Annotated in this window: 18 protein-coding genes; 15 read left to right on the forward strand and 3 right to left on the reverse strand. The window is 38.4% G+C overall.

What is annotated here, in order from left to right; all coding sequences use genetic code 11:
- The first annotated feature begins 196 nt into the window (after positions 1-196).
- Entirely contained in the window at positions 197-1,180 is a 984-nt protein-coding gene (locus tag AAC073_RS04885) for a pyruvate dehydrogenase complex E1 component subunit beta (RefSeq protein ID WP_339922723.1), read from the forward strand.
- Between the two features lie 557 nt (positions 1,181-1,737).
- Here AAC073_RS04885 and ffh read toward each other — a convergent pair.
- Positions 1,738-3,075, reverse strand: coding sequence for a signal recognition particle protein (gene ffh, locus AAC073_RS04890; RefSeq protein ID WP_339922724.1), 1,338 nt, complete (start codon positions 3,073-3,075; stop codon positions 1,738-1,740).
- Between the two features lie 286 nt (positions 3,076-3,361).
- Between ffh and AAC073_RS04895 the strand changes: the two genes are divergently transcribed.
- The 8 genes from AAC073_RS04895 (at position 3,362) to AAC073_RS04930 (ending at position 16,671) form a co-directional block, all read left to right on the forward strand.
- On the forward strand, positions 3,362-3,856 hold the full coding sequence (locus AAC073_RS04895; RefSeq protein WP_339922725.1) for a DUF6508 domain-containing protein: 495 nt from the start codon (positions 3,362-3,364) through the stop codon (positions 3,854-3,856).
- Between the two features lie 480 nt (positions 3,857-4,336).
- Positions 4,337-8,701 carry a gliding motility-associated C-terminal domain-containing protein gene (locus tag AAC073_RS04900; protein WP_339922726.1) on the forward strand — a complete coding sequence of 1,455 codons (4,365 nt, stop codon included), beginning with the start codon at positions 4,337-4,339 and terminating at the stop codon, positions 8,699-8,701.
- A 3-nt stretch (positions 8,702-8,704) separates the two neighbouring features.
- On the forward strand, positions 8,705-9,679 hold the full coding sequence (locus tag AAC073_RS04905) for a type IX secretion system membrane protein PorP/SprF (protein ID WP_339922727.1): 975 nt from the start codon (positions 8,705-8,707) through the stop codon (positions 9,677-9,679).
- 201 nt (positions 9,680-9,880) lie between these two features.
- Positions 9,881-10,567 carry a hypothetical protein gene (locus tag AAC073_RS04910; protein ID WP_339922728.1) on the forward strand — a complete coding sequence of 229 codons (687 nt, stop codon included), beginning with the start codon at positions 9,881-9,883 and terminating at the stop codon, positions 10,565-10,567.
- Positions 10,568-10,913: 346 nt separating this feature from the next.
- Positions 10,914-13,355 (forward strand): YfhO family protein, encoded by a 2,442-nt coding sequence (locus AAC073_RS04915; protein ID WP_339922729.1) that lies wholly within the window; start codon positions 10,914-10,916, stop codon positions 13,353-13,355.
- A 2-nt stretch (positions 13,356-13,357) separates the two neighbouring features.
- Positions 13,358-14,071, forward strand: a complete 714-nt coding sequence (locus tag AAC073_RS04920; protein WP_339922730.1) for a class I SAM-dependent methyltransferase — start codon at positions 13,358-13,360, stop codon at positions 14,069-14,071.
- Between the two features lie 18 nt (positions 14,072-14,089).
- Positions 14,090-15,112 (forward strand): glycosyltransferase family 4 protein, encoded by a 1,023-nt coding sequence (locus AAC073_RS04925; protein WP_339922731.1) that lies wholly within the window; start codon positions 14,090-14,092, stop codon positions 15,110-15,112.
- A gap of 68 nt (positions 15,113-15,180) precedes the next feature.
- Complete coding sequence (locus tag AAC073_RS04930) at positions 15,181-16,671, forward strand: oligosaccharide flippase family protein (protein ID WP_339922732.1); 1,491 nt, start codon at positions 15,181-15,183, stop codon at positions 16,669-16,671.
- 87 nt (positions 16,672-16,758) lie between these two features.
- On the opposite strand, the gene AAC073_RS04935 is transcribed toward AAC073_RS04930, so the two are convergent.
- Both AAC073_RS04935 and AAC073_RS04940 read right to left on the reverse strand, forming a co-directional pair.
- A complete protein-coding gene (locus AAC073_RS04935; RefSeq protein WP_339922733.1) occupies positions 16,759-18,045 on the reverse strand; it encodes a glycosyltransferase family 4 protein in 1,287 nt (428 codons plus the stop codon).
- A gap of 55 nt (positions 18,046-18,100) precedes the next feature.
- Positions 18,101-19,567 (reverse strand): NADP-dependent isocitrate dehydrogenase, encoded by a 1,467-nt coding sequence (locus AAC073_RS04940; protein WP_339922734.1) that lies wholly within the window; start codon positions 19,565-19,567, stop codon positions 18,101-18,103.
- Between the two features lie 401 nt (positions 19,568-19,968).
- Between AAC073_RS04940 and AAC073_RS04945 the strand changes: the two genes are divergently transcribed.
- The 6 genes from AAC073_RS04945 (at position 19,969) to AAC073_RS04970 (ending at position 26,662) form a co-directional block, all read left to right on the forward strand.
- Positions 19,969-20,754, forward strand: a complete 786-nt coding sequence (locus tag AAC073_RS04945; protein ID WP_339922735.1) for an enoyl-CoA hydratase-related protein — start codon at positions 19,969-19,971, stop codon at positions 20,752-20,754.
- Positions 20,755-20,766: 12 nt separating this feature from the next.
- Entirely contained in the window at positions 20,767-22,284 is a 1,518-nt protein-coding gene (locus tag AAC073_RS04950; protein ID WP_339922736.1) for a polysaccharide biosynthesis C-terminal domain-containing protein, read from the forward strand.
- Position 22,285: 1 nt separating this feature from the next.
- Positions 22,286-22,717, forward strand: coding sequence for a dUTP diphosphatase (dut, locus tag AAC073_RS04955; protein ID WP_339922737.1), 432 nt, complete (start codon positions 22,286-22,288; stop codon positions 22,715-22,717).
- Between the two features lie 202 nt (positions 22,718-22,919).
- Positions 22,920-24,671: a tetratricopeptide repeat protein gene (locus AAC073_RS04960; protein ID WP_339922738.1), complete on the forward strand. Its 1,752-nt coding sequence runs from the start codon at positions 22,920-22,922 to the stop codon at positions 24,669-24,671.
- Entirely contained in the window at positions 24,664-25,407 is a 744-nt protein-coding gene (locus AAC073_RS04965) for a DUF4292 domain-containing protein (protein WP_339922739.1), read from the forward strand. Before AAC073_RS04960 ends, AAC073_RS04965 begins: the two co-directional genes overlap by 8 nt.
- Positions 25,376-26,662, forward strand: a complete 1,287-nt coding sequence (locus AAC073_RS04970) for a peptidoglycan DD-metalloendopeptidase family protein (RefSeq protein WP_339922740.1) — start codon at positions 25,376-25,378, stop codon at positions 26,660-26,662. The genes AAC073_RS04965 and AAC073_RS04970 overlap by 32 nt, the downstream gene beginning before the upstream one ends.
- The last annotated feature ends 22 nt before the right edge of the window (positions 26,663-26,684 follow it).

Below are 26,684 nucleotides of genomic sequence, written 5' to 3' on the forward strand. Positions count from 1 at the left end.
TATTTTTCAATTTAAAACCTTTACTTTTATTAAAAAGCGCCAAAACCCTTTTCATTGCAGCCCAAGTCCTCATTTCAGCACTTAAATTTTCTGATCTAAATTTAAAATCGTAAGAAAACGACCTTAAAAAGTGGGCAAACTTGGTAATTGAAAGATTCCTTTCTATTTTTACGAGGATAGAAAATTTTGTATATAAATGAAAGAAATACAATTCAGAGATGCCATTCGGGATGCTATGACCGAAGAAATGAGACGCGATAAAAATGTGTTTCTTATGGGAGAAGAAGTTGCTGAATACAACGGTGCGTACAAAGCTAGCCAGGGAATGCTGGACGAATTTGGACCTAACCGTGTGTTTGATACTCCTATTTCGGAACTTGGATTTTCAGGTCTTGGTGTAGGTGCTGCTATGAATGGTCTGAGGCCCATAATAGAGTTTATGACATTTAACTTCTCATTGGTAGCAATGGATCAATTGGTGAATTCAGCAGCTAAAATGCTGGCCATGTCCGGAGGCCAATACAGTGTTCCCATCGTTTTTCGGGGACCAACAGGGAATGCAGGACAATTAGGAGCCACTCACTCTTCAAATTTTGAAAACTGGTTTGCCAACACTCCTGGATTAAAGGTAGTGATTCCGTCAAATCCATACGATGCCAAAGGATTACTAAAGGCTTCTATTAGAGATAACAACCCTGTTATTTTCATGGAGTCAGAGGTGATGTATAGCGATAAAGGAGAAGTGCCTGAGGGTGAATACTTACTTCCTTTAGGCATTGCAGAAATCAAAAGAAAAGGAGATGATGTAACCATAGTCTCTTTTGGAAAAATGATGAAAGTAGCTTATGAAGCTGCCGACGAATTGGCCAAAGACAATATTCATGCAGAGGTAATTGACCTTAGAACGGTAAAACCTATTGACTACCCAACCATCATCGCATCGGTAAAAAAGACCAATAGATGTGTAATCGTTGAGGAAGCTAATCCAGTAGCGGCCATATCTGCTGACATTGCTTATAACATCCAAAAACAAGCTTTTGATTACCTTGATGCGCCAGTAATAAGGGTAAATTCCATGGATATTCCATTAAGTTATTCCCCAACATACATTGAGGTTACTTTACCGAATGTAAAAAGGACAATTGATGCAGTAAAGTCAGTTACTTATAATAAGAAGTAATTACAATACTCAATCACATGATTAAATTCAAGCAGTGCCAATGGCACTGCTTTTTTTTATTATTCCATCTAATTCTTTAAATAAATAATAGTTTAAAGCACTGTAAAATCAATTCCAAAGGGATTCAACCTTTGGAATGAGGGTATTTCCAAATCAAGGCTGTAGGTAAATCTTAACGCAAAATGAATACTCACTGGCTAAACAAAAAAAAACTCGGCCGAAAAGGCGTCAAACAGTTTTTTTATTCTTTACGCCATTGAGCAATCCATTTTACTAATTTCCATAAGGCCGGAAAAGAAATTTAAGTAAATCCAAGTTATTTACCCTAAGTCACTTAACAATATCTTCCAATCCAGGCAAAAATACTTTCACCAATATTCTTCTATTTTAACGCGAAAATGGAGGTGTTCTAATAAGGGAAACACCAGTAGATTAAATGATTAAACCCAGCTCCATTTCGCTGGTTATTTATGCAACCCTATATATAAAAAAAATGGCTGCAAAATCATTTGTTTCGCAGCCATTTCTTATTCCGATTTCCGGTATTGTTTTAACCATTACCGCCTTTTCATATTTCCTCCAAGTGCACCCAAAGCTTTTTGAGCACCACCCATTTTATTCATTTGCTTCATCATTTTCCTCATATCAGAAAACTGCTTCATCAGGTTATTTACCTCTTGAATGGTTCTTCCGCTTCCATTTGCAATTCTTTTTCTTCGGCTACCGTCAATAAGGGATGGGTTTCCTCTTTCCTGGGGCGTCATACTTCTGATGATTGCTTCTATAGGAATGAAAGACTCATCATCTATATCCAGACCTTTTATAGCTTTGCCCATTCCTGGGATCATTCCCAATAGGTCCTTGATATTACCCATCTTTTTGATCTGATCCAGTTGAGAAAGGAAATCATCAAAATCAAATTGGTTTTTCCTTATTTTCGCATTCAGGCGTTTTGCCTCATCTTCATCAAATGATTGCTGTGCTTTCTCTACCAAGGAAACCACGTCCCCCATACCCAAAATCCTCTGGGCCATACGATCAGGATAAAACAGGTCAAGATTTTCCATCTTTTCACCTGTTGAAATAAACTTGATAGGTTTATTTACTACGTGACGAATTGAAATTGCCGCACCACCTCTACTGTCTCCATCTAACTTGGTAAGTACAACTCCATCAAAATCCAACCTTTCGTCAAAAGTTTTTGCGGTATTGACTGCATCTTGACCGGTCATCGAATCGACCACAAACAGGGTTTCTGAAGGTTTCAAGCTTTCTTTTAAAGCTGAAATTTCATTCATCATGACTTCATCAACAGCAAGTCGACCCGCAGTATCCACAATGACAGTCTTTTTTCCCGTCTTTTTGGCATATTCCACAGCATTGGTAGCTATCTCCAGTGCGTTTTGGTTGCCAGGTTCTGCATATACTTCAATTCCGATTTGTTCACCAAGTGTCTTAAGTTGTTCAATGGCTGCAGGGCGATAAATATCACAAGCAACAAGTAAAACCTGACGACCTTGTTTTTTCAAATAGGTCCCTAATTTTCCTGAAAAGGTAGTTTTACCAGAGCCTTGTAACCCTGAAATCAAAATAATTGAAGGATCTCCTTTTAAGCTAATTTCTTCTTTTGCGCCCCCCATTAACTGGGTCAACTCTTCCTGCGTGATTTTAACTAGCAACTGACCGGGAGAAACGGCTATCAAAACGTCCCTTCCCAAGGCTTCCTCCTTAATCTTGTCAGTAACCTCTTTGGCTACCTTATAATTCACGTCAGCGTCGATCAGAGCTCTCCTAATTTCTTTTACTGTGGTAGCTACATTTATTTCTGTAATCTTCCCCGTGCCTTTTAAGGTTTTAAAGGCTCTGTCTAATTTAAAACTGAGATTATCGAACATGTCATTTTTGTTTTGAATCAACAAAAATAGCCATTTTTTTTAAGCAAGTCGGTCTAAAACTGCAAAAGAATGCGTACATTTTATAAAATTGATTATAATGACATATGTCAACATAAATCAGTTTGGAGGTTTAATAAAAAGACGAATTGTTGCATTTAATATACAAAAATACCCTGATCAGGGTATTTTATTGATCAAAAAAATGTCGTTACTTACAAATTCAAATTAAACAGTATCAAACAATTACAATTTAAATTATCATTTGTTCATCCAAATAACTTAAATAATGATAAAAGACCAGATCCCGCTTTTTATTCCTATTGGAAATTTTTCTGACCATTGTAACAGCCTTGATGGAAGAAAATTATTGCCATTGATTCACCTTATCCAAGAAATGGAATTGAGGTTTTATAAAACAGAGAAATTTCTCGGAATCCATGATTTGAGTGGTATAACACTTAATGCAATTGGTTTAAATGGAATTCATGTTAAATTATTAGACGCCGTATTAAAATTAAGATTAGTACCTCTTTTCGATTGGCTATCTTGGAAAACTGAAGCCGAAAGGTACTATCAAGACCCTTCTTTGCTAATTGGTTCAGATACTGTTACGCTTGGAAAAGTCATGACAGTATTGCTTAGATCTCAAACTATTTATGGCCCTTCATTTCTTGAATCCAAGATTAAAGACAGATTTGTACTTACCCTACTTAAAGCCATCGTTCATTCTTTAGATCAATCTAGTATTTCAGGTTATTTAAATACTGATATAGTTGATTAATCCAGAATAACAAGTCACAGGTATTATATTACTCAATATAGCACACAATTTTTTATGCTTAACACCCTCTATTTTTTTCTTTATTTGGCCTTAAAATTGCATTAGTAATTCACACTAATGTTAAATTATTTATTACGGAATGCGAAAAGCTTTAAATTAAGATGAACTTATCACCGCCCAATCTATATGCGGGGTAATCCAAATACATTTTATTTACGTAACTTTCTGAGTTTGTAACAGAACTTGAAATCCCAAATCCTAGACCATCTTAGGATTGGTGCATTGAGATGAAAACCACGTTATTCCCCTTCTTCTACCTATCAAATTAACAAGGAGGCTAAAGGAGGAATTGAAACAACTGATTTTAAATTGGTTACATCAGAAAACGTAACAGTAATTGCAAATTTCGAGTTAAAGAGTAATTAGGAACCCAGATTGATTTTAATAATCAATCTGGGTCTATAGGTTAAACAAGTGTTAATGATAATCCAAAAATCAATCCATTCACATCAAAAGAATGTGATTACCATATTTTTGTTCCTGATAGGAATTGGTTTTCAGTTCAGCTTATCAGCACAATCAACCCCTTCAGTAAAGCTTGAAAAAGTGGATCCTTCCTGCTCTGGAAATGGTGCTATAACTGCTTTGCTCGAAAACGTAAACAATTCGGGGAATTTGTCCTACAACCTATTTTCCCTGCCTGGAGAGACCCTTATAAACACCACTCAAAACGGTGTTTTTGAAGGTTTAGAAGATGGAAAGTATAGGGTAACGGCAAATTATACCGTTGATGATGTTCCACAAGAAACTTCATCAGAAATAACACTAAATGCTGATTTTCAACCCTTGTCTTTCACTGTACTTTCAACCGGACTGTGCGAAAGTGACTTAGGAAGAATCGAAGTGGTGACTCAAACAGGTTCACCAGCCAGTTTTCAGTTACTAGGCCCCTCACAAAAGCCACCACAAGATAGCTCGGTATTCGAAGACCTTGAGGCTGGGAATTATACGATCATTGTTACTGACGACTGTGGCGACAGACTTTCTCAATCTTTTGAAATTCAGAAAGCAGAAATATTAATTGACCCGGATTATCAACAATTTGAGAATGCTTTAAACAGTTGTGACGTAATTAGTGTAGGTCATCTTGTAAAATCCATCGGAACAGCTATCGCCTACCCCCTTCAGGTTAACTATTCGGTCTATACTCCTGGGGGAGCAGTTGAAGAGGTTATCACAGAGATAGTAAGTGGTGACCCCTTAGAAAATATAATTTATGGGGACCTCCCATTTTTTTACGACCAAGCCTATACCTATGACATTACAATAACAGATAATTGCGGACAAACCTCCATCTTGGAAGGAAATGAGATAAATCGAAAATTGACCATTTCCGATGATTTGCTATGGGGTGCTGGATCGTGTGGAAAAAGGCGCCTTTCTATTAAACCTTACAATTTTACTGCTCCATTCACTATTAATTTTACTGACTTCCCAGACGGGTTCGACCCTTTAACTTTCAATTCTGGGTATCCGGGCCCATTTAATGAAGAAAATGTTTTTTTCGGTTCAACTGAAATGCCAATCCCTTCTGGGACTTATGCTTTCACCTTAATAGATGCCTGCGGTAATTCAGCAAGTGTTTCAAAAGAGTTACTAGATGTACTAAGTGGTCCAGGAGCCACGGTTTACAAAGGTTGTGGTCCAGACATGGGTTCACTCCAACTAAACAGTTTTGATTTTGAATTTACCAAAGTGGAATTGACAAAGGCACCCGCTTCCTATACCGGCACAGTGCCAGCAGATGTAAGTCAAAATATAAGTTTTAGCATCGACCCTAGGAGATTTTTCATGAATAACCTCCCTGCAGGCGAATATGAATTTACCTCTTCAACCAGTTGTAAAACGACTCATATTACCAAGGTAACCATAGAAGGGGTCAATGTGAGTGAGAATAAAATTGACATCACTAAAAACTGTGGGGCTTTTAACCTCTACCTAAAGCATGAAGACAATTTAAATAGCAATCAAACGCCTCTTTTCGGCATCCAAAAATTTGATCCTGTAACAAGTAATTGGACTCATCCGGTAACAGGACAAGTTTATACAGATTCCAACGAATTAAGTAATGAAAATGCTGTCCTGATGGTCAACGGTGCTTCTAATATCAATCAAAACTATTTTGGAAAGTTGAGATTGGTTAAATCAATGCGAATCTGGAAAAATGGAGAAGACATGGTCCTAAACAGGCCACAAACTAGCTATTGCCTTGAAACCTTAGAAACATTTGAAATAAAAGAAAAAAGTACTTTCAATAACATCAACACTTTCAAATGCAGTGGTGACAATTATGAGCTATCTGTGACCGCTGATGGGTATCTTCCTATCACCTTTAAAATTGTGGAAAAAGACGGCTTACCATTTGAGATAGACAATGGTGAAGACCCCTTATTTAAAGGTTTGGAATCTGGTAGATACAAACTACAATTAGAGGATGCTTGCGGCAACCTGACCAATACTTCTGTGCAGGTAAGGGGTGAAAATTTACCTAAAATCATCCCTGAAAACCTCTGTGAGGGAGAAGATGGTGCTTTGTTAATTAGGAACCTGGACTTCCTTCAATTTGAATGGTACAAAGGTGGGGCCCCAGATGTTATTTTAAGCACTGGTCCACGCCTTGAATTTTCACCCTTCAATTTGAATTCCCAATCGGGGACGTATTATGTAAGGATTAGTGATAATAATCCTGAATCTTGTGTCAACAAAACGCTCGAATTCAACCTCGATGCATCGAGTTTAAACCCTAAGCCCGGGGAAGGTCAGGAAGTAGCACTCTGCAAAGGAGAAATTGTTAACTTATTTGATTTTTTAGAGGGACCTTATGACAATTATGGAACATGGAGTGAAACAAGTAATAGCGGCGGGCTAATTGACAATACCTGGTCATCTTCCGATGTGGAACCTGGCACCTATACATTTAACTACTTCATTACAGGCATCTGTTCGGGAGAGAGAAGCACAACCGTAACCATTAACCTAGCTGAAGTTCCTGACGCTCCTCAAGGAAACCCTATCCAAGAGTTTTGTAACCCAGGAAGCTATACTTTGGCTGACTTGCAAGTAGAAGGGACAAATATTCAATGGCACTTGTCTCCTCTTGGAGAGGCCATACTGCCTCCCGAAACTATTCTTGCAAATGAGGTGACCTATTATGCTACCCAGTCAAATGGCACCTGTCTTTCTGATGAAAGGCTAGGCGTAAAAGTACTCATCTATTCGGAAATTGAGGACAACACCATTTCTGGGGAACAAACCTTATTTCAAATGGAAACCCCAGAAGAAATTATTGGTACTTCACCTCAGGGTGGATCCGGAAATTTCACCTATGTATGGGAGGAAAAAACAAGTACTTCCGAATGGGAGCTTATCACTGGAGCAGAAGGGCAAAATTACACCCCATCACCCTTATTAGAAACGACTAGCTATAGAAGAACGACATCTGATATGGTTTGTGGCGATTTCGTAAGTAATACAGTCACAATTACAGTCGAGGTTGCACCTATTATAGCAAATGATGATTCATATGGCCCCCTAAAAAATTACGAATCACATGATTTGCCATCGATTTTACAGAATGACTTCTTTAAAGGCGAATCAATTCTACCTGGTAGCATTGTCATTAGCATCCTGGACATTACAGATAAAGAGGGAAATGTAATCGAATTAGATTTCCAAATCGATGAAAACGGTAATATATCCCTACCTGAAGACATCTACCCTGAGAGCTATAACATTCGCTACAGTATATGTCAAAACGAAGTTCCTGAAAATTGCAGTGAAGCAAATATAACCCTTGAGGTTATAGGTATTTCAGTAGAAGCAGTGAAGAACATTGACAGAACCCAAGCCTTGCCTGGAGAAATTGTTAACTATGCGATCACCATCAAAAACACCAGCACTTTCACTTTAGAAAACATTGTCCTTACTGAGATTCTTCCTGAAGAGTTGATGGTCTTGTCATCCAGCCCTGATTTAAGTCCATCCAATACCTGGGAAATTGCTACCCTTGCTTCTGAAGAATCTATGGATTTCATTTTATCCATAATGCCAACTGAAGCCGGGAACTTCACCAATAAATTAAACATAGATGTTGAGAATTATAACCAAACGATAAGCAGTGATGAATTGCAGGTAAGGCCGAAAATGATTGACATGAGCATTCAAAAATCCTCCTCCAGCACTTCAGTAAACGATGGAGGTTCATACGACTACCAAATAATCGTAAACAACAATGGTCCAGATCAAGCTGATAATATTAAAATAATAGATTTCCTACCTCCTCAATTAAAATATGTCGATGCTTCCCTAACCTCTAACGGGCTATTTTCTGCCCCAATTTTCTCACAGGAAGGAGATTTATTGATTTGGGAAATACCGCAATTTGCAGTTGGAGCAACCTTTCAAATCACCTTAACAGTAATTGCTGTTGATGATGGGAGAATCAGTAACAGGGCTGAAGTGAGTGCTGATGGAATAGATGTAAAACCAGAAAATAATACTTCCATTGAGGTAAAAACCATCTTACCACTGTTTATTCCAAATGTCATCAAGCCAGATGGGGATGGAAAAAATGAAACCCTTGTTATCAGGGCATCGCATAGATTTGAACGCTTGGAGTTAATAATATATAATAGGTGGGGAGACATTGTGTACGCTTCCAAAGATTACGAGAACGAATGGTCTGCCGAAGGTTTATTGGCAGGTACTTATTACTATCAGGTGATTGGGGTAGATTTTAACAAAATAGAAAAAAAGTACAAAGGCTGGATCCAGGTGATTAAGTAAAATATGAAGCCAAAAAATTTAAATAGCATTCTTATTATTTTAGGTGTATTCCTCACACTGACAAACGTTCGTTCCCAACAGCTGCCACAATACAGTCAGTATGTATTTAATGGCGTGCATGTCAACCCTGCCTATGCCGGTTATAAAGTAGAGCCCTTTGTACAAGCTACGTACAGAAGTCAGTTTAGTGGTTTTGAGGGAGCTCCCCAGACATTTTCATTGGCTGCAGATATGGGAAATTTGGATGAGACTATGGGTTTTGGGATAAACATAAACGCTGACCGGTTTGGGGCCAGCGAAATTCAATCCTTCTTGCTAACCTACTCTTACAATGTCCAGATTTCATATGAAAGTTTTTTAGCATTAGGTGTCAGTTCGGGTTTCACTTCCTATGGCCTTGATGCCAGTAAATTTCAGGCAGACGACCCTACTGACCCTGGCATCCCTCAAGGAAGTATCAATGCCATAACCCCCAATTTAAATTTGGGCATCTATTTTTACACCCCAGTCTTTTTCACAGGTTTGAGCGCTTATAATTTAGTAGGACAAAACATTTTAGAGAATAAAAACCTAGCTGTAGCAACCCACAATCCCCACTTTTATTTCCAAATGGGAGCATTACTTCCTTTAACGAATGAGGTATATTTTAAACCATCCATACTAGTCCGTGAAGACCTAAATGGTCCCACGAGTTACGATATCAATGCCATGTTTTTATTGCAAGAAAACTATTGGATTGGCACTTCTTTCCGGTCGGGATTAACTAAAAACCAGACCACTATTTCCGAAATTTCGGGAAACAGGACTGCACTTGCTTTGCTTTTTGACATTTTTATTACCGAGGAACTCCGGATGGGTTATGGGTACGATTTCAATTTGAACAGTAAGAGCAATTATACCAATAACAGTCATGAAATTTCTCTTGGCTACTACCTCAACAATAAATGGCTCAAACAACGCGATCAGAGAAGATTCTAAAATAAAGGTAGGCGGTATTATGTTGTTATCTTTCAACCATTGAGATTTTTTAAATTGAATAATAAACATTGATTATTTCCATTAATAAATGGTTTAATGCTCATATTTTACTTGAAACAGCTTTATCAAGGACTTAATCATTATAATTGCATTAAATAAAAAATTGTCATGCTAAAAAGCAATTCCTAATCACGAGAGACGATGACAAAACCCAACCAACAATCGATTGTAATGCTTGGTGCCAGTGGTGCCGTTGGCACAGCCACTTTAAACACTCTTCTTTCTTGCAGAAATATTTCGAAATTAACCTTACTTGGAAGAAAAACCATTTCAGGTATTGAAGCTGATTTTGTAAATCAACATAAAATTAGCGTTAGTGACAACGGTTCTTATGAGGCATTTTTGACTGGTCACAGCAGTGCCATTTGCACTTTAGGTGTAGGTGAACCTTCAAAAATAAGCAAAGAAGAATTTATAAAAATTGATAAAATAGCGGTGTTAGATTTCGCCATAGCATGCAAAAGAGCTGGAATTAAACATTTTGAGTTATTGGCTTCAGTAGGGATACACCCAGCATCAAGGTATTTCTATTTAAGAGCAAAAGGGGAATTGGTGGAAGCTTTAAAAGACTTGAATTTTGATCGATTAAGTATATTTCAGCCCTCTATGATTTTAACTCCCTCAAACCGTTATGGGCTATCGCAAGCCATTACCTTAAAAGTTTGGCCACTTTTGAAGCCCTTTTTATTGGGAAGCCTAAGGAAATACCGAGGCATTCCAGTGGAAGTGTTAGGGCAGGCAATGGCAAAAAATATTTTTATCAAAGGTGAAGGCTACGAAATTTTACAATGGGATCAGTTTTATACGGTTTTTAAACAAAATGACTAAAACCCTACAAAGGTCCCGCCTGTAGTCAGAAAAGCAATGGGCTTAATAATTAACATAAAACCCAAAGGACTTTCTATTATAAAACTTGGTCTCGCCAACACTAACACAAAGGATGGGGCTATACTAGATTGAAGGTAGAAAAAACACTTCTTTATTTTTATTTGATTGATCAAGATTTTCTACCTTGAAATCGAAAAGAATCACCATCAGAAACATCCACGGAACATTATTGATAATAATTGCATTCAACAGACGCCCAGCGTCCAAGCCATCTGCGATAATCCGGCCTTTTTTACTAATTTGCAGATTGAATTTTAAACCTAACCTAATTCAAGACGATTAGACCATGAAGTTTGATTTGAAAGCAGATGTATTACCCCATTTCTTAGCGATTTCTTCCTTTTACCTAATCGTGGTTCTCTATTTTTCCCCAATTGTATTTGAAGGAAAAATGATGTTCCAGTCAGACATTCTCCAATGGGAAGGTTCTGCCAAAGAGCTTTTAGACCATAGAGAAAGCACAGGCGAAGAAGCCCTGTGGACCAACCGAATGTTTGGCGGAATGCCCGCCTATCTGATTCATTTGGCACCTAAAGGGGACATTACTAACACAATTATTAAAGTATTAACCCTGGGACTTCCCCACCCCATTAGTGCCCTTTTCTTTGGGATGGTCTCCATGTACCTATTACTGCTCTGTTTTAAGGTTCGTTCTGTAATTGCACTCTTAGGTGCTTGGGCATTTTCTTTTAACACCTTTAATTTTCTTAGTCTGGAAGCCGGGCACAATGCGAAAATTTGGGCGGTATGTATTGTCCCTCTACTATTGGCAGGTGTACACTTAGCTTTCACTAATAAAAAACTTCTGGGTGTAGTACTTACCGGATTAGCGGTGTTGCTTCAATTAAAATTCAATCACCTCCAAATCACCTATTACACCCTATTATTGGTTATTGTATATGGAGTAGGTCAATTGGTCCTTGCTTACAAGCAACAACAGTTGCCAGCTTTCGCCAAAGTTACCGGCATGTTGTTATTGGCAGCTTTGATAGGAGTAATGGGACATGCCGCCAGATTAAGTTCGGTATTGGAATATGGAACGTATTCTATTCGAGGGGAGCGTAATCTTCCTGCTGTCAATCAAAACGATACTGGACTTGACAAGGACTATGCTTTCAATTGGTCCAATGGAAAGCTTGAAACTTTCACTCTATTAATCCCCAATTATTTTGGCGGTGCTTCGCAGGAAGCCGTTCCCAAAAATTCAGCTTCTGAGAAAGCACTTAGAGCCAATGGAGTTGACAATCCGCAGGTCAATCAATTTATCAATGGCGCTCCCACCTATTGGGGTGACCAACCATTTACGGGTGGCCCGATATATGGTGGAGCAGTTATGATATTCTTGTTTGTTTTAGGGATTATCTTTGCTCCTCCTTTGTATAGAAATGTTTTTCTGTCCATGACTTTGTTAACGCTTATGCTTTCATGGGGGAAAAATCTAGCTTGGTTTAATTACTTGCTTTTTGATTATTTCCCTGGTTACAATAAGTTTAGGGCTGTTTCCATGGCATTGGGAATGACTCTATTTGTAATCCCATTGTTTGGTGCCATAGGACTTGAAAATGTTCTAGGCAAATCAGGTGAAAAAGAAACCAAAAAATCTTTTCTTATAGGAGTTGGGATTACCTTGGGTCTAATAGTGTTAGGAATCATATTCGCATCCTGGGCGGGTTACCAATCCTCTGCTCCTAATTCAGGATATCCTGATTGGCTGATGGCTGCACTCAAAGCCGATCGAAAAAGCATGCTTATGTCTGATGCGATGAGGTCTGGGGTCTTTATTTTGATTTCAGCAGTCCTACTAGGGTTAGTCCTTTTCAATAAATTAAAAACCAATTATGCTGCTTTGGGCATTGGTATACTATTACTGATAGACCTTTGGGGAATCAATAGCCGTTACCTGGATAAGGATAGCTTTACTGATAACCCTAGCGAACAACATTTCGCAGCTACTCCTGCTGACAATAAAATAAGTGCTGACAAAGACTATTTCCGTGTATTGAATATCCAAAACCCCTTCAATGATGCCCGAACGAGCTATCGATTCAACAGCATAGGGGGCTACCATGGAGCCAAAATGAGCAGGTACAATGACCTGATAGATAGAATCCTGGGTACCGAAATCAACAACTTCGTGAAAAAAGCTCAGGAAGGAGATTTTGATTACAAAGGCATTCAGACACTTAACATGCTGAACACCAAATACCTTATGGCAGGAAGGGCTGAAAATGCTGTTTTCCTAAACCCTGAGGCAAATGGACCCGCTTGGTTTCCAGAAAGCATAGAAGGCACAAAAACAAATGAGGAAGAGATTGAGGCCTTGACAAAAGTAAACACCAAATTGACGGCTACCTACAATGCTCCAGACAATGAAAATCAAAGCATAAGTCCTGGTAAAGGTGATATTTCTCTGAGCTCTTACTCACCTGATGTATTGACCTATAAAGCATCGGTAGAGAAATCTGGCCTGGCTGTTTTTTCCGAAATCTATTACCCTAAAGGCTGGAAAGCTTTTGTAGATGGGCAAGAGACACCTATACTACGCGTGAACTACCTATTGAGAGGGCTTGTGCTACCAGAAGGAGACCATCAGGTAGAAATGCGCTTTGAACCAACTGCTTACTATCGTTGGGAGTTACTTTCTGTAATTGTTCAATACTTAGTAGTCTTGTCCTTACTATTTGCTGTTTTCAAAAATTTAAATACTCAACAAGATCCGACTGCTTAAAAATGACAAAAGACGTTGCCCAATTTTATGACAAATTTGCCAACCAGCAAATCAAAACTGGTGTAAATTCAAGACACCTCAGCATTATTTCTAAATTAAAAAGTGCAGGTTTAAAACCACACCATAAGGTTTTAGAAGTGGGTTGCGGAATAGGTACGGTCAGTCAACTCATTGCTAAAAATACTACCAAGGGAGAAGTCTTGGCCGTGGACATAAGCCCAGAAAGTATCGCGCAAGCAAAATCAATAAGGAAAGGCTTTGATAACCTTCACTTTGAAGTATCTGACATGAAGGGTTTTCATAAAGCAGACACCTTATTTGATGCCATCGTTTTCCCCGACGTACTGGAGCATATTCCAGTGGAAGATCATTTTGCGTTATTTGAGACCATAAAAAAGCACAGTCATTCAGACACTTTTATTTTTATTCATATTCCTTCTCCTAGGTTTTTGGAATGGATGATCGCAAATGAACCAGAAAAACTTCAGGTAATTGATCAACCTCTAGATACCGGAGAACTGGTTAGTAAATTGTCGGCAAATGATTTTTACCTTGATAAAATGGACACCTACAGTCTTTTTTATAAGGAGAAAGATTACCAATATTTCGTATTTAAAGTGAAACAGTCCATACAAAGTACCAATCATAGGGACAAATGGTCTATTTTAAAGGAAAGGTTATTGATCAAATTAAAACAAAAATTACCTGCTTTTTAAACTTCAATCGACCAATAAATGATCCTCTATATCTCTCCTATTCCTACTGCTTTTATCCAAAGGGATATAGAAATGCTAAGCCCTACATTTCGCATTGTTCACCTCAATTTCACAGCGAATCCCTATTTATTGCCATTTTTTTTCGTAATTCAATTTCTTCAGCTAATGATATTGCTTCCATTCACGAAGAAATACCTTTGTTTTTTTGCTGGATACCATACCATTATTCCTGTTTTTCTAGGAAGGTTATTTAACAAAGAGGTCATTATTGAATGCGGAGGTACAGACGCCATGCACCTACCTAAAATAGATTATGGTAACTACAGAAAAGAATGGCTTAAAAAAGCCACGGTATATAGTTTTAAAAATTGCTCTCTAATCCTTCCGGTATCTCATTCATTGGTAAAATCAACTTATACCTACGATGCAGAATCCCCGAGACTACAGGGTTTGTTACATTTGATACCTGACCTAAAGACAGAAATACAAGTTGTTTACAATGGCTTTGATGACCAATTTTGGACTGATGATCAAAGGAAAAAATCACCATTTTCCTTTGTAACAGTAGCCACGGGTATTTCAAAAAAAAACCGGGCTTTGGTAAAGGGCATAGACTTGGTTCTTGAACTGGCAAAAGTTTTCCCAAGCTATTCATTTACGATAATTGGTGATGAAAATTTTCAAACCACACTTCCAAATGTCACCGTAATGCAATCACTTAGCCAAAAAAAAATTCGAGAGGTGTATAGGGTTAGCCAATTTTACTTACAGCTTTCCTATTCGGAAGGTTTTCCTAATGCCCTCGCTGAAGCTATGCTATGTGGATGTGTTCCGATAGGGAGTGATGTCGGTGAAATTGCTAAGATAATTGGTGAGACTGGCTTTATCTTGCCAAAAAAAGATTTCAGCCTTCTACATAGCTTGGTTTCGAAATTACATCAAATCGATTTGGAAATCCTCCGAATTAATGCGGTGCTAAGAGTAAAAGAAAATTTCAATTATACCTTGAGAAAAGAAAAGCTGATTGCTATTTTAAAATAATTTTGACGCTTGCATAAAAAAAATCTCCAGTTTTGAATGAAATATTCAAGGAATAAAATCGACCATTGATGGCAGGTGTTAAGCAAAGTGTACTTACGACCATTTTTTCCTACCTGGGCGTCCTGGTGGGTTATGTCAACTTGTTGTGGTTGTTTCCTTACGTACTTAGTCCATCTCAGATCGGATTATTTAAGACTGTTCAGGACATTGCTTTGCTTTTAGTTCCATTTGCTCAATTGGGTATCGGTCATGGCATAACCCGCTATTTCCCTAGATTAAGGGGCAATGAATTTGCCTTCTTTAGTTTCAGTCTGGTCATCGCTACGATTGGCTTTATTATGGTGGCCTCCATGTTTTTTGTTTTCAAAAACCCAATTATTAATGCTTTTGCGGAGAAAGCCCCAGAGGTTATCAACTACCTTGTTGTGGCCCTGCTAATTACCTTCTTCTCACTCATCAATTCACTTTTGGAAGCATTTTGCAGGTCATTTTTAAAGGTTGCCATTCCCTCTTTGATCCGGGATGTATTCCTTAGAGTCTTTATGGCAATGCTGATCATCGGGTACTCCTTGTCCATTTATTCCTTTGATAACATGATTTGGGGCCTGGGAGTGGTGTATATATTGGCCATGATTTCTATCGTGATATACATGAAAAGGGAAAGGATATTTAAATTTGACTTTAATTGGGAAGGAATTACACGGCCATTTAAGAAAGAATATTTACGATACAGTTTGATCACCCTCTTGGGCACTGCTGGAGCCCTGCTCATCATGAAAATTGACAGCATTATGGTGAGCTCCATGATAGGACTCGACGCCAATGCGATCTATACCATTGGTTTCTCCATAGCGGTAGTCATAGAAATGCCAAGAAGGGCCATATCTCAGGTAGCCATGCCTGTTATTTCCGAGAAGTTTGCGAAAAATCAACTCGCAGGGATCAATGCGCTCTACAAAAAAATTGCAATCAACCAGCTATTAATTTGCTTGCTAATCTTCTTGATGATCTGGATCAATATCGAAAACCTTTACCATTTTGTTCCCAATAGGGCCATTTATGAACAAGGAAAATGGGTGGTTTTATTGATAGGTTTGGGTAAACTAACGGACGTTATTTTTTCTGTCAACGGAGAAATAATCGTCTTTTCAAAGTTTTATACCTTTAATATCACGGCTACACTTTTAATGAGTGCTGCGGTAATCATTTTCAACCTTGCTTTGATTCCACTATACGGAATTGAAGGTGCTGCATTGGCCTCTTTGATTGCCATGTTTTTTTATAACCTGGTGAAATTTATCTACATAAAAATAAGATTGGGCTTTAATCCTTTCACACCCGGTGTGTTTTTCATACTTATTGCCGGTGGCCTTAGCTGGGCGGTTTCGTATTATTTGATACCTACTTTTGAAGCCGTCATCCCTGATATTTTAATCAGAAGTGGTATTGTTACGGCTGTTTACCTCTCGCTGGTTCATCTTTTTAAAGCAGCTACCGAAACTGAGGCTTTGGTAATTCAAAAAGTTAAGGGAGTGTTATCAATCATAGTAAACCGGTGAAGATCAACTTAAAGCAAATTATTTTATAATTGGAGTGCTCAGGAAATCTACCTACATGCCCGATAAAAATTGAAGAATTTTCACTAATTACATTTTTGAAATGCCGTCAAGTAAAATTGCCAACTGCTGAGTAATGTTTTTTCTACTGTATTTTTGAATGTTTTCCTTTGCTATACCTATTTTTTTCCCTTTGTCAAAATTACGAAGAAATTGAACCAACCCCTCTTCATCCTGGTGAGCAAAAACTTTACCTGCCCCCGACGCTTCAATAATAGAAGCTGAATCTCCCAAAGGGTCCCCTAGTGCCAATACTTCTCGGCCAGTAGCCATGTATTCAAATAATTTCCCTGGGATATTGCCTTTGGCATTTTTGGTATTGGTAAGGATCAAAAGCAATAGCTGGGCTTTTTCATAAAAAGAAAACACTTCACTGTGAGAAACATAACCTGACAATTCAATATGTGCGTTGAACCATTTATCTTGAGCTACCAAAGATTTTATATTCTCATTCACCCTTCCGACAAAAGTAAGCCTAACCTTGCCAGAGGTCTCTCCAAAAACAGTTTTTAGTGCCATTAAAAATGGAAAGGGATCTCTAATACCGTCAATCACCCCGGAATAAACAATTTCTAAAACTGACGTTTGCTGATCCGGAGGAACAAGCGAATCAGGAATATCTGCCGGATCATAACCATTTAACACTACCTGCACATTTTTGGCTCCTATCTCCTGCATCTCTTTCTTGAAAGTAGGGGAAATGGTAACCAGGCTGTCCGCTTCTTTAAATACGCTGGCTTCAAGCTTTTGGTGTTTTTTTCTGGCAAACTGGCTTAATTTAAGCGTATCCAAAAACTCCCAATTAGACCAAGGATCACGAAAATCTGCAAGCCAGGGAATACCTGTTTTTCTTTTCAGGTTTCTCCCTATCAAATGCATGCTGTGGGGAGGTCCGGTGGTGATGATGGCTTTAAAATCATTTTGTTCACAGATTTCCGACAAAAAATTAACCGCTGGTTTGATCCAAAATAGTCGTGGATCTGGAATTAATAAATTCCCTCTGAGCCACACGGCAAGTTGGTCCAGTGTCCCTGGATCCTTGTACTCAAGGATGCTGGCGGTATCCTTTGGCTGTTGCTTTTTAAGGGACCTAAATAACTGATAAGGCTCCCAGATAGGGAACTTTAAAACCTCAGTGTGCTTATCTATTTCTTTCTCAAGTGAGCTATCTAGTAAAGCAAAATCTGGGTTTTCAGGGGTGAAAATTACCGGTTGCCAGTCAAAATCAGGAAGGTACTTGGAAAACTTCAGCCAGCGTTGAACTCCGGATCCAGCACTTGGTGGCCAGTAATAGGTAATGATCAAAACCCTTTTCATACAGCAAAAAAAATCAAGCAGGAAATGACAATCCTGCTTGAATGATAAAAATTAATTATTCGCCCTGCGCCAGTGAGAAACCTCTTTCACCATCGAAGGTGTAAAGGTGCTCTGTTTTGATAAAGTCAAAACCAAGAGCTTCCACTTGTTTCAGCACTTCAATGGTTTGACCATGAGTAATGCTTTTATCATCAGCATCAAGGAACCTCACTCTCCAGTGATCAGAACAAAATGTCTCTTTCATTCCATCAGGGTACACGCGCACACCTCTATTGGTGACGAGTTGCATCTTCAATCCATCAGCATTAACTGTTCTAAGTTTATCTCCCATGACATTTGGATCTCTATTTCCTTCTTTCCAGTCAATAAATACATCCAGCCCTATCAATACTTTATCAGCAGCTTTTCTTGGTTTGATGGCCAATGCCTTCTTTATCTCGGCTTCACTTCGCTCAGCCTTAGCAAAAACCGCTTTTTTCATACTTTTAGGTTCTTTTCCCAATCTAGCGATCACTGCCTCAGCAAATTCCTGAGTACCTACTCTTTTGGTACTTATCCCGTCTTGAAAAATATCTCCAGTATGAAGGCCATCTTCTAGGGTAGCCATCCATGCATTACTGATCTTTTGAGCCACCTCTGGCTGACCGATATGCACCAGCATCATGATCGCTCCATTTAACAAACCAGAAGGGTTCGCAATGTCCATACCTGCAATATCAGGTGCAGATCCATGTATGGCTTCAAACATGGCCACGTCTTCTCCCACATTGGCTGATCCTCCAAGACCAACGGAACCTGTTACTTGTGCAGCTACGTCTGAAATTATGTCACCATAAAGGTTCAGGGTAACAATCACATCAAATATTTCAGGACTGTCAGCAATAAGTGCCGTTGCTATATCTATAATTTTATGATCTGTTTCAATGTCTGGATACTCCTTGGCCACCTCATTAAACACCTGATGAAAAATACCATCTGTCATTTTCATGATGTTGTCCTTGGTCATGCAAGTGACTTTCTTCCGCTTGTTCATGCGGGCATATTCAAAAGCATACCTGACGATCTTCTCACTACCCGGTCTCGAAATCAGTTTTAAACATTGAAAAACCTCATCCGTTTGTCTGTGTTCTATACCAGCATAAAGATCTTCTTCATTTTCCCTGATAATTACCAAATCTGTTTTAGGGAAATGCGTATGAATAAAGGGAGAGTAGGCTTTACAAGGCCTTACATTAGCGTAAAGGCCTAAAGTCTTGCGTGTGGTTACATTCAGACTCTTAAACCCTCCTCCTTGAGGAGTAGTGATAGGGGATTTTAAGAACACTTTGGTCTCTCTAAGTGAGTCCCATGCACTTGATGCTATCCCCGAACTTATCCCCTTTAAATATACCTGTTCACCTATTTCTATAATATCCGGTTCGATAGCTGCTCCTGCTGCTTCCAAAATTGACAAGGTTGCATTCATTATCTCCGGACCAATGCCGTCCCCAAATGCTACTGTAATTTTCTTTTTTTCGGTCATGTGGTAAGTGATTGAATTTTAAATATGTTTTTACCTTCAATACAAAAATAGAAAATATTGACATACAATCGATTTAACCTGAGAATTAATAGCCATTTTGAATCTAAAAAAGGGTTTATTCAGTCAATACCAATCCCTATACAAAAAAGTGCTCTCCTTGAAAGGACTTAAAACCATAAGACGGGTTCTGATATCACTTTTAGAAAAGGTCCCGAAAATCCTTTTATACAAAATATTTAAAACACCTTTTCAATTATTAAATGATTTTATAATTATTTAAAATACAATTTTATAGCTTGATTATGAAAGGTGGCTTTTTCGCGAATGTATGTTTTTTAACCGAATCTTTTGTGATTGATCAGGCACCTCGTATATTTGGGCCTTAACATTGAAGAATTGGAATGGCTGAACAAAAAAATATTCTTTCAGAGACTAAAGACGGAATACTTTATCTTACCATCAGCAGAGAGACCAAGCTCAACGCCTTAAATTTCAGCACCTTAGAAGAATTGAAAAACATTTTCAACGAGGTGAATGATAACAAATCAATAAGAGGTGTGATCATTACGGGAGCAGGAGAAAAGGCCTTTGTTGCTGGTGCTGATATCAATGAAATTTCAGAGCTCAACGAACTCAATGCAAGAAAGTTTGCTGAATTTGGTCAGGAAGTTTTTGATAATATTGAATCTTGTCATAAACCTGTAATAGCCGTAGTCAATGGTTATGCACTGGGAGGGGGATGTGAATTGGCTATTGCCTGCCACATGAGAATCGCAACGTCGAATGCCAAATTTGGGCAACCGGAGGTGAATTTAGGGATTATCCCTGGATATGGAGGCACTCAAAGACTTACCAACCTTATCGGAAGAACGAAGGCCACTGAAATCCTGATGACTGGGGACATGCTAGACGTCAATGAGGCAAAATCCTTAGGGCTACTAAACCATGTAGAAGCTTCAAAAGAAGATGCAATAGCCAAAGCTGAAGAGATTTTAAAGAAAATAATGAGCAAAGCACCATTGTCCATCGGTATGATAGTCGACTGTGTCAATGCTGTTTATGCCAGCGATGAAAACGGTTATCAAATCGAAGCCAATAGCTTCGCCAGATGCGTAAAATCCGAAGACTACAGGGAAGGAACCAATGCCTTTCTCGAAAAAAGGAAACCTAATTTTAAAGGGGAGTAAGCCCCTTTATTTATGGGCCTGTTAAAAAAATTAGCCGGGCAATCTGCCATCTACGGCATAAGTAGTATTCTCGGTAAATCGATTAATTTTTTACTTGTCCCACTGTACACGGGATATCTTCCAAAAGAAGAATTGGGTTCATTTACCATGCTTTATGCAATGATTGCATTTTTGAATGTCATCTTTACATTCGGCATGGAGACTACCTATTTTAGATTTTCTACAGGTAAGGGATTGGACCCGAAGGTTGTCTTTCAAAATGCACAATCGTTGGTTGCCGTGGTAGGTCTATCCTTAGGTGCAATTTTATTTCTTTTTGCAGAGAATCTAAGTTTACTATTTGAATATGATGGGAAGGCTCATTTGTTTCAGTGGGCAGCCATGATTTTGACAATAGATGCTTTGATGGCCCTCCCATTTGCACGTTTGCGACTGGACGGCAAGTCCTTGACTTTCGCCCTTCTTAAGTTGGTTAATATCGTTTTGAATGTAGGTTTTAACATTCTCTTTATCGTAGTGGCCTACCATATAGCTGAGGGAGAAATTTTGCAAGCGCTTCGTCCCGTGGTTTCTGAATGGTACAATCCAGATTGGGGGGTAGATTATATCTTATTGGCTAACCTACTGGCTAACTTGCTGATTTTACCAATCTTGTGGAAACTGGCAGGCCAATGGAAATTCCAATTAAAGCGCACCATCCTAAAACCGATGTGGCATTATGCACTTCCGCTGCTATTCATGGGACTGGCAGGCGTTATCAATGAAGTTTTTTCCAGAGGGCTATTTGAATATGCGCTTCCTGAAGGATTTTACCCTGAGTTAACTTCCAGAGAGGCCGGAGGAGTTTTTGGTGCCAATTTTAAGTTGGCAATTCTTATGAGTCTAATCATTCAGGCTTTCAAATATGCAGCGGAACCCATTTTTTTTCAACAATCTGAAAATAAAAACAACCCATTAATATTTGCAAGGGTAATGCACTGGTTCATTATCTTTTGCACCTTCCTGATGGTGGCAGTGGCAGTTAATTTAAAATTGATTGGCGCATTGTTTTTCCAGGATGAGGGTTATGCACCCGCGCTCCCAATGGTGCCTCTCCTACTGATGGGGTATTTACTACTGGGGATATATTATAATTTAAGTATCTGGTTTAAAATTACTGACCAAACACGTTATAGTTTTTATATCACATTGGTAGGAGCCATTGTTACCTTAGTCATCATTTTAACACTTGTACCCGTTTTGGGTTATATAGGTGGGGCATTGAGTACTTTTGGGAGTTATTTGGTCATGGTTTTGCTTTGCTATTTCATAGGACAAAAATATTACCCCATCCCCTATCAGACAAAAAAAGACATTAGCTACCTGTTGATTGCATTTGTATTAAGTTATGCAGGATTCCTTTTAGATACAGGGTCCCTGATTGTGAATTTTACTCTGCACTTCTCTATCATCCTATTGTATGGTGGATTCATTTTCCTGATGGAAAAAAAGGAACTATCTTCTTTATTAAAAACTATTTTCAAAAAGTAGCATGAAAATTAACGTCATCAATAAATCAAAGCATCCATTACCTGCCTATCAAACCAAACTATCAGCAGGATTGGACCTTACCGCAGAAATAACAGCGCCTATACAATTAAATCCTCTGGAGAGGAAACTAATTGGAACCGGCCTATATATAGAATTACCAGATGGTTTTGAGGCACAAATAAGACCTAGAAGTGGGTTGGCATACAAGCATGGCATTACAGTACTCAACAGCCCTGGCACGATAGATGCAGATTACCGAGGAGAAATAAAAGTTTTGTTGGTTAATAATTCTGACACTACCTTTACTGTTCAAGATGGTGAACGAATTGCACAGATGGTAATCGCCAGATATGAACAAATAGAATGGAATCCGCAAGAATCACTTTCTGAAACCGAAAGGGGGGCTGGTGGCTACGGAAGCACTGGTAAATAATTTAAAAAAATAAGCCCCAAACTTTTTTATTTGCGTTAGCTATCAGATGAACCAAAAGCACGGGTTAATTGTATATTTGAAAATAAGCTATAAATCATTATCCCTGACGGATGTCCGCAATCCTCTTGGGTAAGTATAGCACGTTACACGTTAGTCAAAATGAAGGTTTAGGTTATTAAATAGCTATAAACCTATAGCATGCATGAACATGAATAAATTGAATATTAATTTTTTTATCTGGTTTTTCAGTTTAATACTCCTAATGGGGATTTCCCACGAGGATGCTTTTGCTCAAAGCAAAATGAGCAGAAAAGAACGAAAAGCCAAAGAAAAGGAGCTAATGGCCAGCAGGCTATTTATTGAGGGGCAAAAAAACCTCATGCTGGAAGATTATGAAAAAGCCTATTTTTATTTTATCAAGGCTTTGGAATACGATGAAGAAGAAAGCGCTATTCATTTCAAACTCTCACAAATGATGGTTCGTGCCAAGCAATATGACAAAGCATTGAGCTACGGCCAAAGGGCTCTTGAGTTAGATGCTGACAATAAATACTACCATTTACAGATAGCTGAAATATACAATAGCCAAAATAAAACATTAGAAGCAGCAGGAGTTCTAGAAAATCTGATGGCTAAAGATGAGAATAACAGGCAATATATTTTAGACCTGGCTTCCATGTATTTAAAGCTTCAAGATTTCGATAAAGCACTGGAAGCGCTAAACAAAGCAGAGGAATATTTTGGTGTAGTAGAGCAACTTACAGCGCAAAAACAGCGGATTTACCTGAAGGAGAACAACTTGGAAATGGCCATAAAGGAAGGTGAAAAACTTATTGAAGCCCACCCTGGTAATTCAAGATTTGTACTTTCTCTGGTAGATGTACTTTTCAACAATAACAAAGCCAATCAGGCCTTGGAACTGGTACTAACCACCTTGTCTTCATACCCCAACCAGCCAGATGTAAAAATGGCGGCATATAAACTTTACAAGGAAAGAAATGAATTTGAACAAGCAAACGAATACCTAAAAGAGGCCTTTTCGAATCCTGATTTAGAAGGAGAGGTGAAGGCCGAAGCATTTTCAGCTATCTTGTCACAAATCCAAAATTCTGCAAGAGACCAATTACTAGATAGTCTTTCCAAACCAATGGAAGCTTTCCATCTTAACAATCCGAATAGCCTAATCGCTTTAGGAGACTGGAAATTACAGTTAAAAGAATTCAATGAAGCCATTGATTTTTATACAAGGGCCGCTAAAATTGCTCCTACAAACGAAAAATTATTCCAGCAATTGATACCTTTGATGTTTGAAAACCAGGTACCTTTTGATGAAATAGCTGAAATGGCGCTCATGGCAACTGAGAATTTTCAAGAAACAGCTGAGTTTTGGTTTTACCTGGGTACTGCTCAATCTGCAAACAAAGAAAATGAAGCTGCCAAAAAATCCCTTGAAGCATCTTTAAAGCTCAATAATGATGCAAATCCGCAATTGACCCTAATGGCCAATTCTCAACTAGGAGATGTGCTTTTTGGCTTGGAGGAAAAGGAAAGGGCATTTGAAATATACGACGAAGTTTTGGCTCAAAATGCCAATAATGAACATATACTGAATAATTATGCCTACTTTCTTTCTTTAGAAAAAAAAGACCTTGAAAAAGCATATAACATGTCGCTTAAATTGGTGAAAAAATTCCCCAACAATGCGACTTATCTAGACACACATGCCTGGGTTTTGTTTCAGCAGAATAAATTCGAGGAAGCTCGGCCATTTATGGAAAAAGCTTTAGAAATAGAGACAAAACCTAGCGGAGTGATGTTTGAGCATTATGGAGACATCATGTTTAAAATCGGGGAGAAAAAGGTGGCCATGGACTATTGGAAAAAGGCCATGGCTTTGGAGGATACATCAGAATTTTTGACACTTAAAATCAAAAATAAAACATACTATGAGTAAAGCTAAATTATTTACCTACCTCCTTGGAGTAGTGATGCTTTGGTCTTGTGCAAGAAAACCCATGTCTTACACTACCGATAAGGCGATGGATGAGTTTCAACCTAATTACCTCGATTTTAACTACTTGTCTGCAAAAGGTAGAATAACCTTAGAAGAACAAGATGGGAAAATCACAAAAGGGGTACTCAACTTAAGAGCAAAAAAAGACAGTGTTATATGGTTTAACATGTCTCCCGGGTTAGGAATAGAAGCGCTTAGGGGGTATATCAGTACAGATAGAATTAAGATTCGAGACCGAATAAACGGTCAAAAGATCGACATGGATTACGCTGAGTTTCAGAAAAAATATGGAGTGCCTTTGTCCTTTTCCTTATTTCAGAATTTGCTTTTCGCTAACCTCCCCCACGAATTCAGTTATAGAGACAGGTTAATTAGGGTCGGTAAAACTTTTGTATTAAAGCAGGAGCGAGAAAATATCACTTATGAAACCTCCATCGATGCGGGACATGGAAAAGTAACCCAACTGAAGAGTATCGCTTCACAAACCAGAAGTGGTAGTTTGGAAGCTTCCTATATGGACTTCAGAGATGTATCCAACCAGCCTTTCCCTTATCAAGCCATTATTAAAATGGTGCTGAGCTTGCCAGAGCGGCCAAAAAGTAATTTTTTCTTAAATGTAGAGATGATCAAAGTAGAACTGACGGATGACCCACTTAATTTCCCATACAATTTTTAATCAATTAAGCCAAGCTAGGGTTTTAGGGCTAATCCTATTTTTAACTTTAGGATTAAGCACAACTTCTTTTCTGACAGCACAAATTACGGCAGACAGAGCTAAGTTAGAGAAGGAAAAATCAGCCATTCAAAAAAGGCTTAGGGAATTCGATCTTGTTTTGAGAAAAACTACGGATGAAAAGAAAGTTTCTGTAAGTGAGTTAAGGGCAGTAAATCAAAAACTCGAGGAACGAGAAAAATTCATTGCAACCATCAACAAGGAGCTCAAACTTGTAAATAACGAGATAAAAGAAACCTCCACCCAAATAAAAAAGTTAAGGGATGAACTAGATTTACTCAAGGAGGAATATGCCCAAATGGTATACACTTCGTACAAATTAAATCAGGGTGTAAATCTAATCACTTTCATTTTTTCTTCTGCGACCTTTAAGCAGTTCTACATGCGACTAAAATACCTAAAGCAGTACAGTGATGCACGAAAAAAGCAAGTGGAACAAATGGAAAAGGTTAGCATAGAACTGGCTGGCAAACAAGAAGCGTTAGAGTTACAAAAGCAGGAGCAAATAACAGTGCTCACCCAAGAGCAAGAACAGAAAAAAGAATTGGACCAGCTCAAAACAGAGCAACAAAGAATGGTGAATACATTAAGCCAAAAGGAAGAGGAAGTTAAAAAAGAAATAGCGGCTACGAAAAAACAACAGGCAGAACTCAATAAGTTGATTAAAAATGTAATTGCTGAAGAAATCAGACTTGCTAAAGCCGCAGAAAAAACTACTGAGACACCAAGAAATGAAAGTCCAAAAACCAAAAAACTGCCAAATACGCCGCAGGTAAAAAAACTATCTGCTTCATTTGCCAGTAATAAAGGAAATATACCTTGGCCTGTTGAGAGTGGATTCATCTCAAAAAAATATGGCACCTACCCCCACCCTACCTTAAAGGGCATTTCTGAAACCAATGACGGCATAGACATTCAAACCACTAATAACGCACCAGTCAAATCTGTCTTTCCTGGCATTGTAACCAAAATCACCACTGTACCAGGAATGGGGGGCACTATTATCATTAAGCATGGTGATTTTTATACCATGTATAGCAGGCTAAAAACCATTGATGTAAAATCTGGTGAAGAGGTTCAATCCGAAACAGTCATTGGCCACGTATATTCAGATGAGGATGGATATTCTGAACTCCATTTTCAAACCTGGAAAGGCCTGGAAGTAATGAACCCAAGCATTTGGCTTTCTAGTAAATAATCACTAAATTTTAATATATTTA

Origin of the sequence: uncultured Cyclobacterium sp. (genome assembly GCF_963977555.1) — a bacterium.
In the GTDB taxonomy this organism is placed as follows: domain Bacteria; phylum Bacteroidota; class Bacteroidia; order Cytophagales; family Cyclobacteriaceae; genus Cyclobacterium.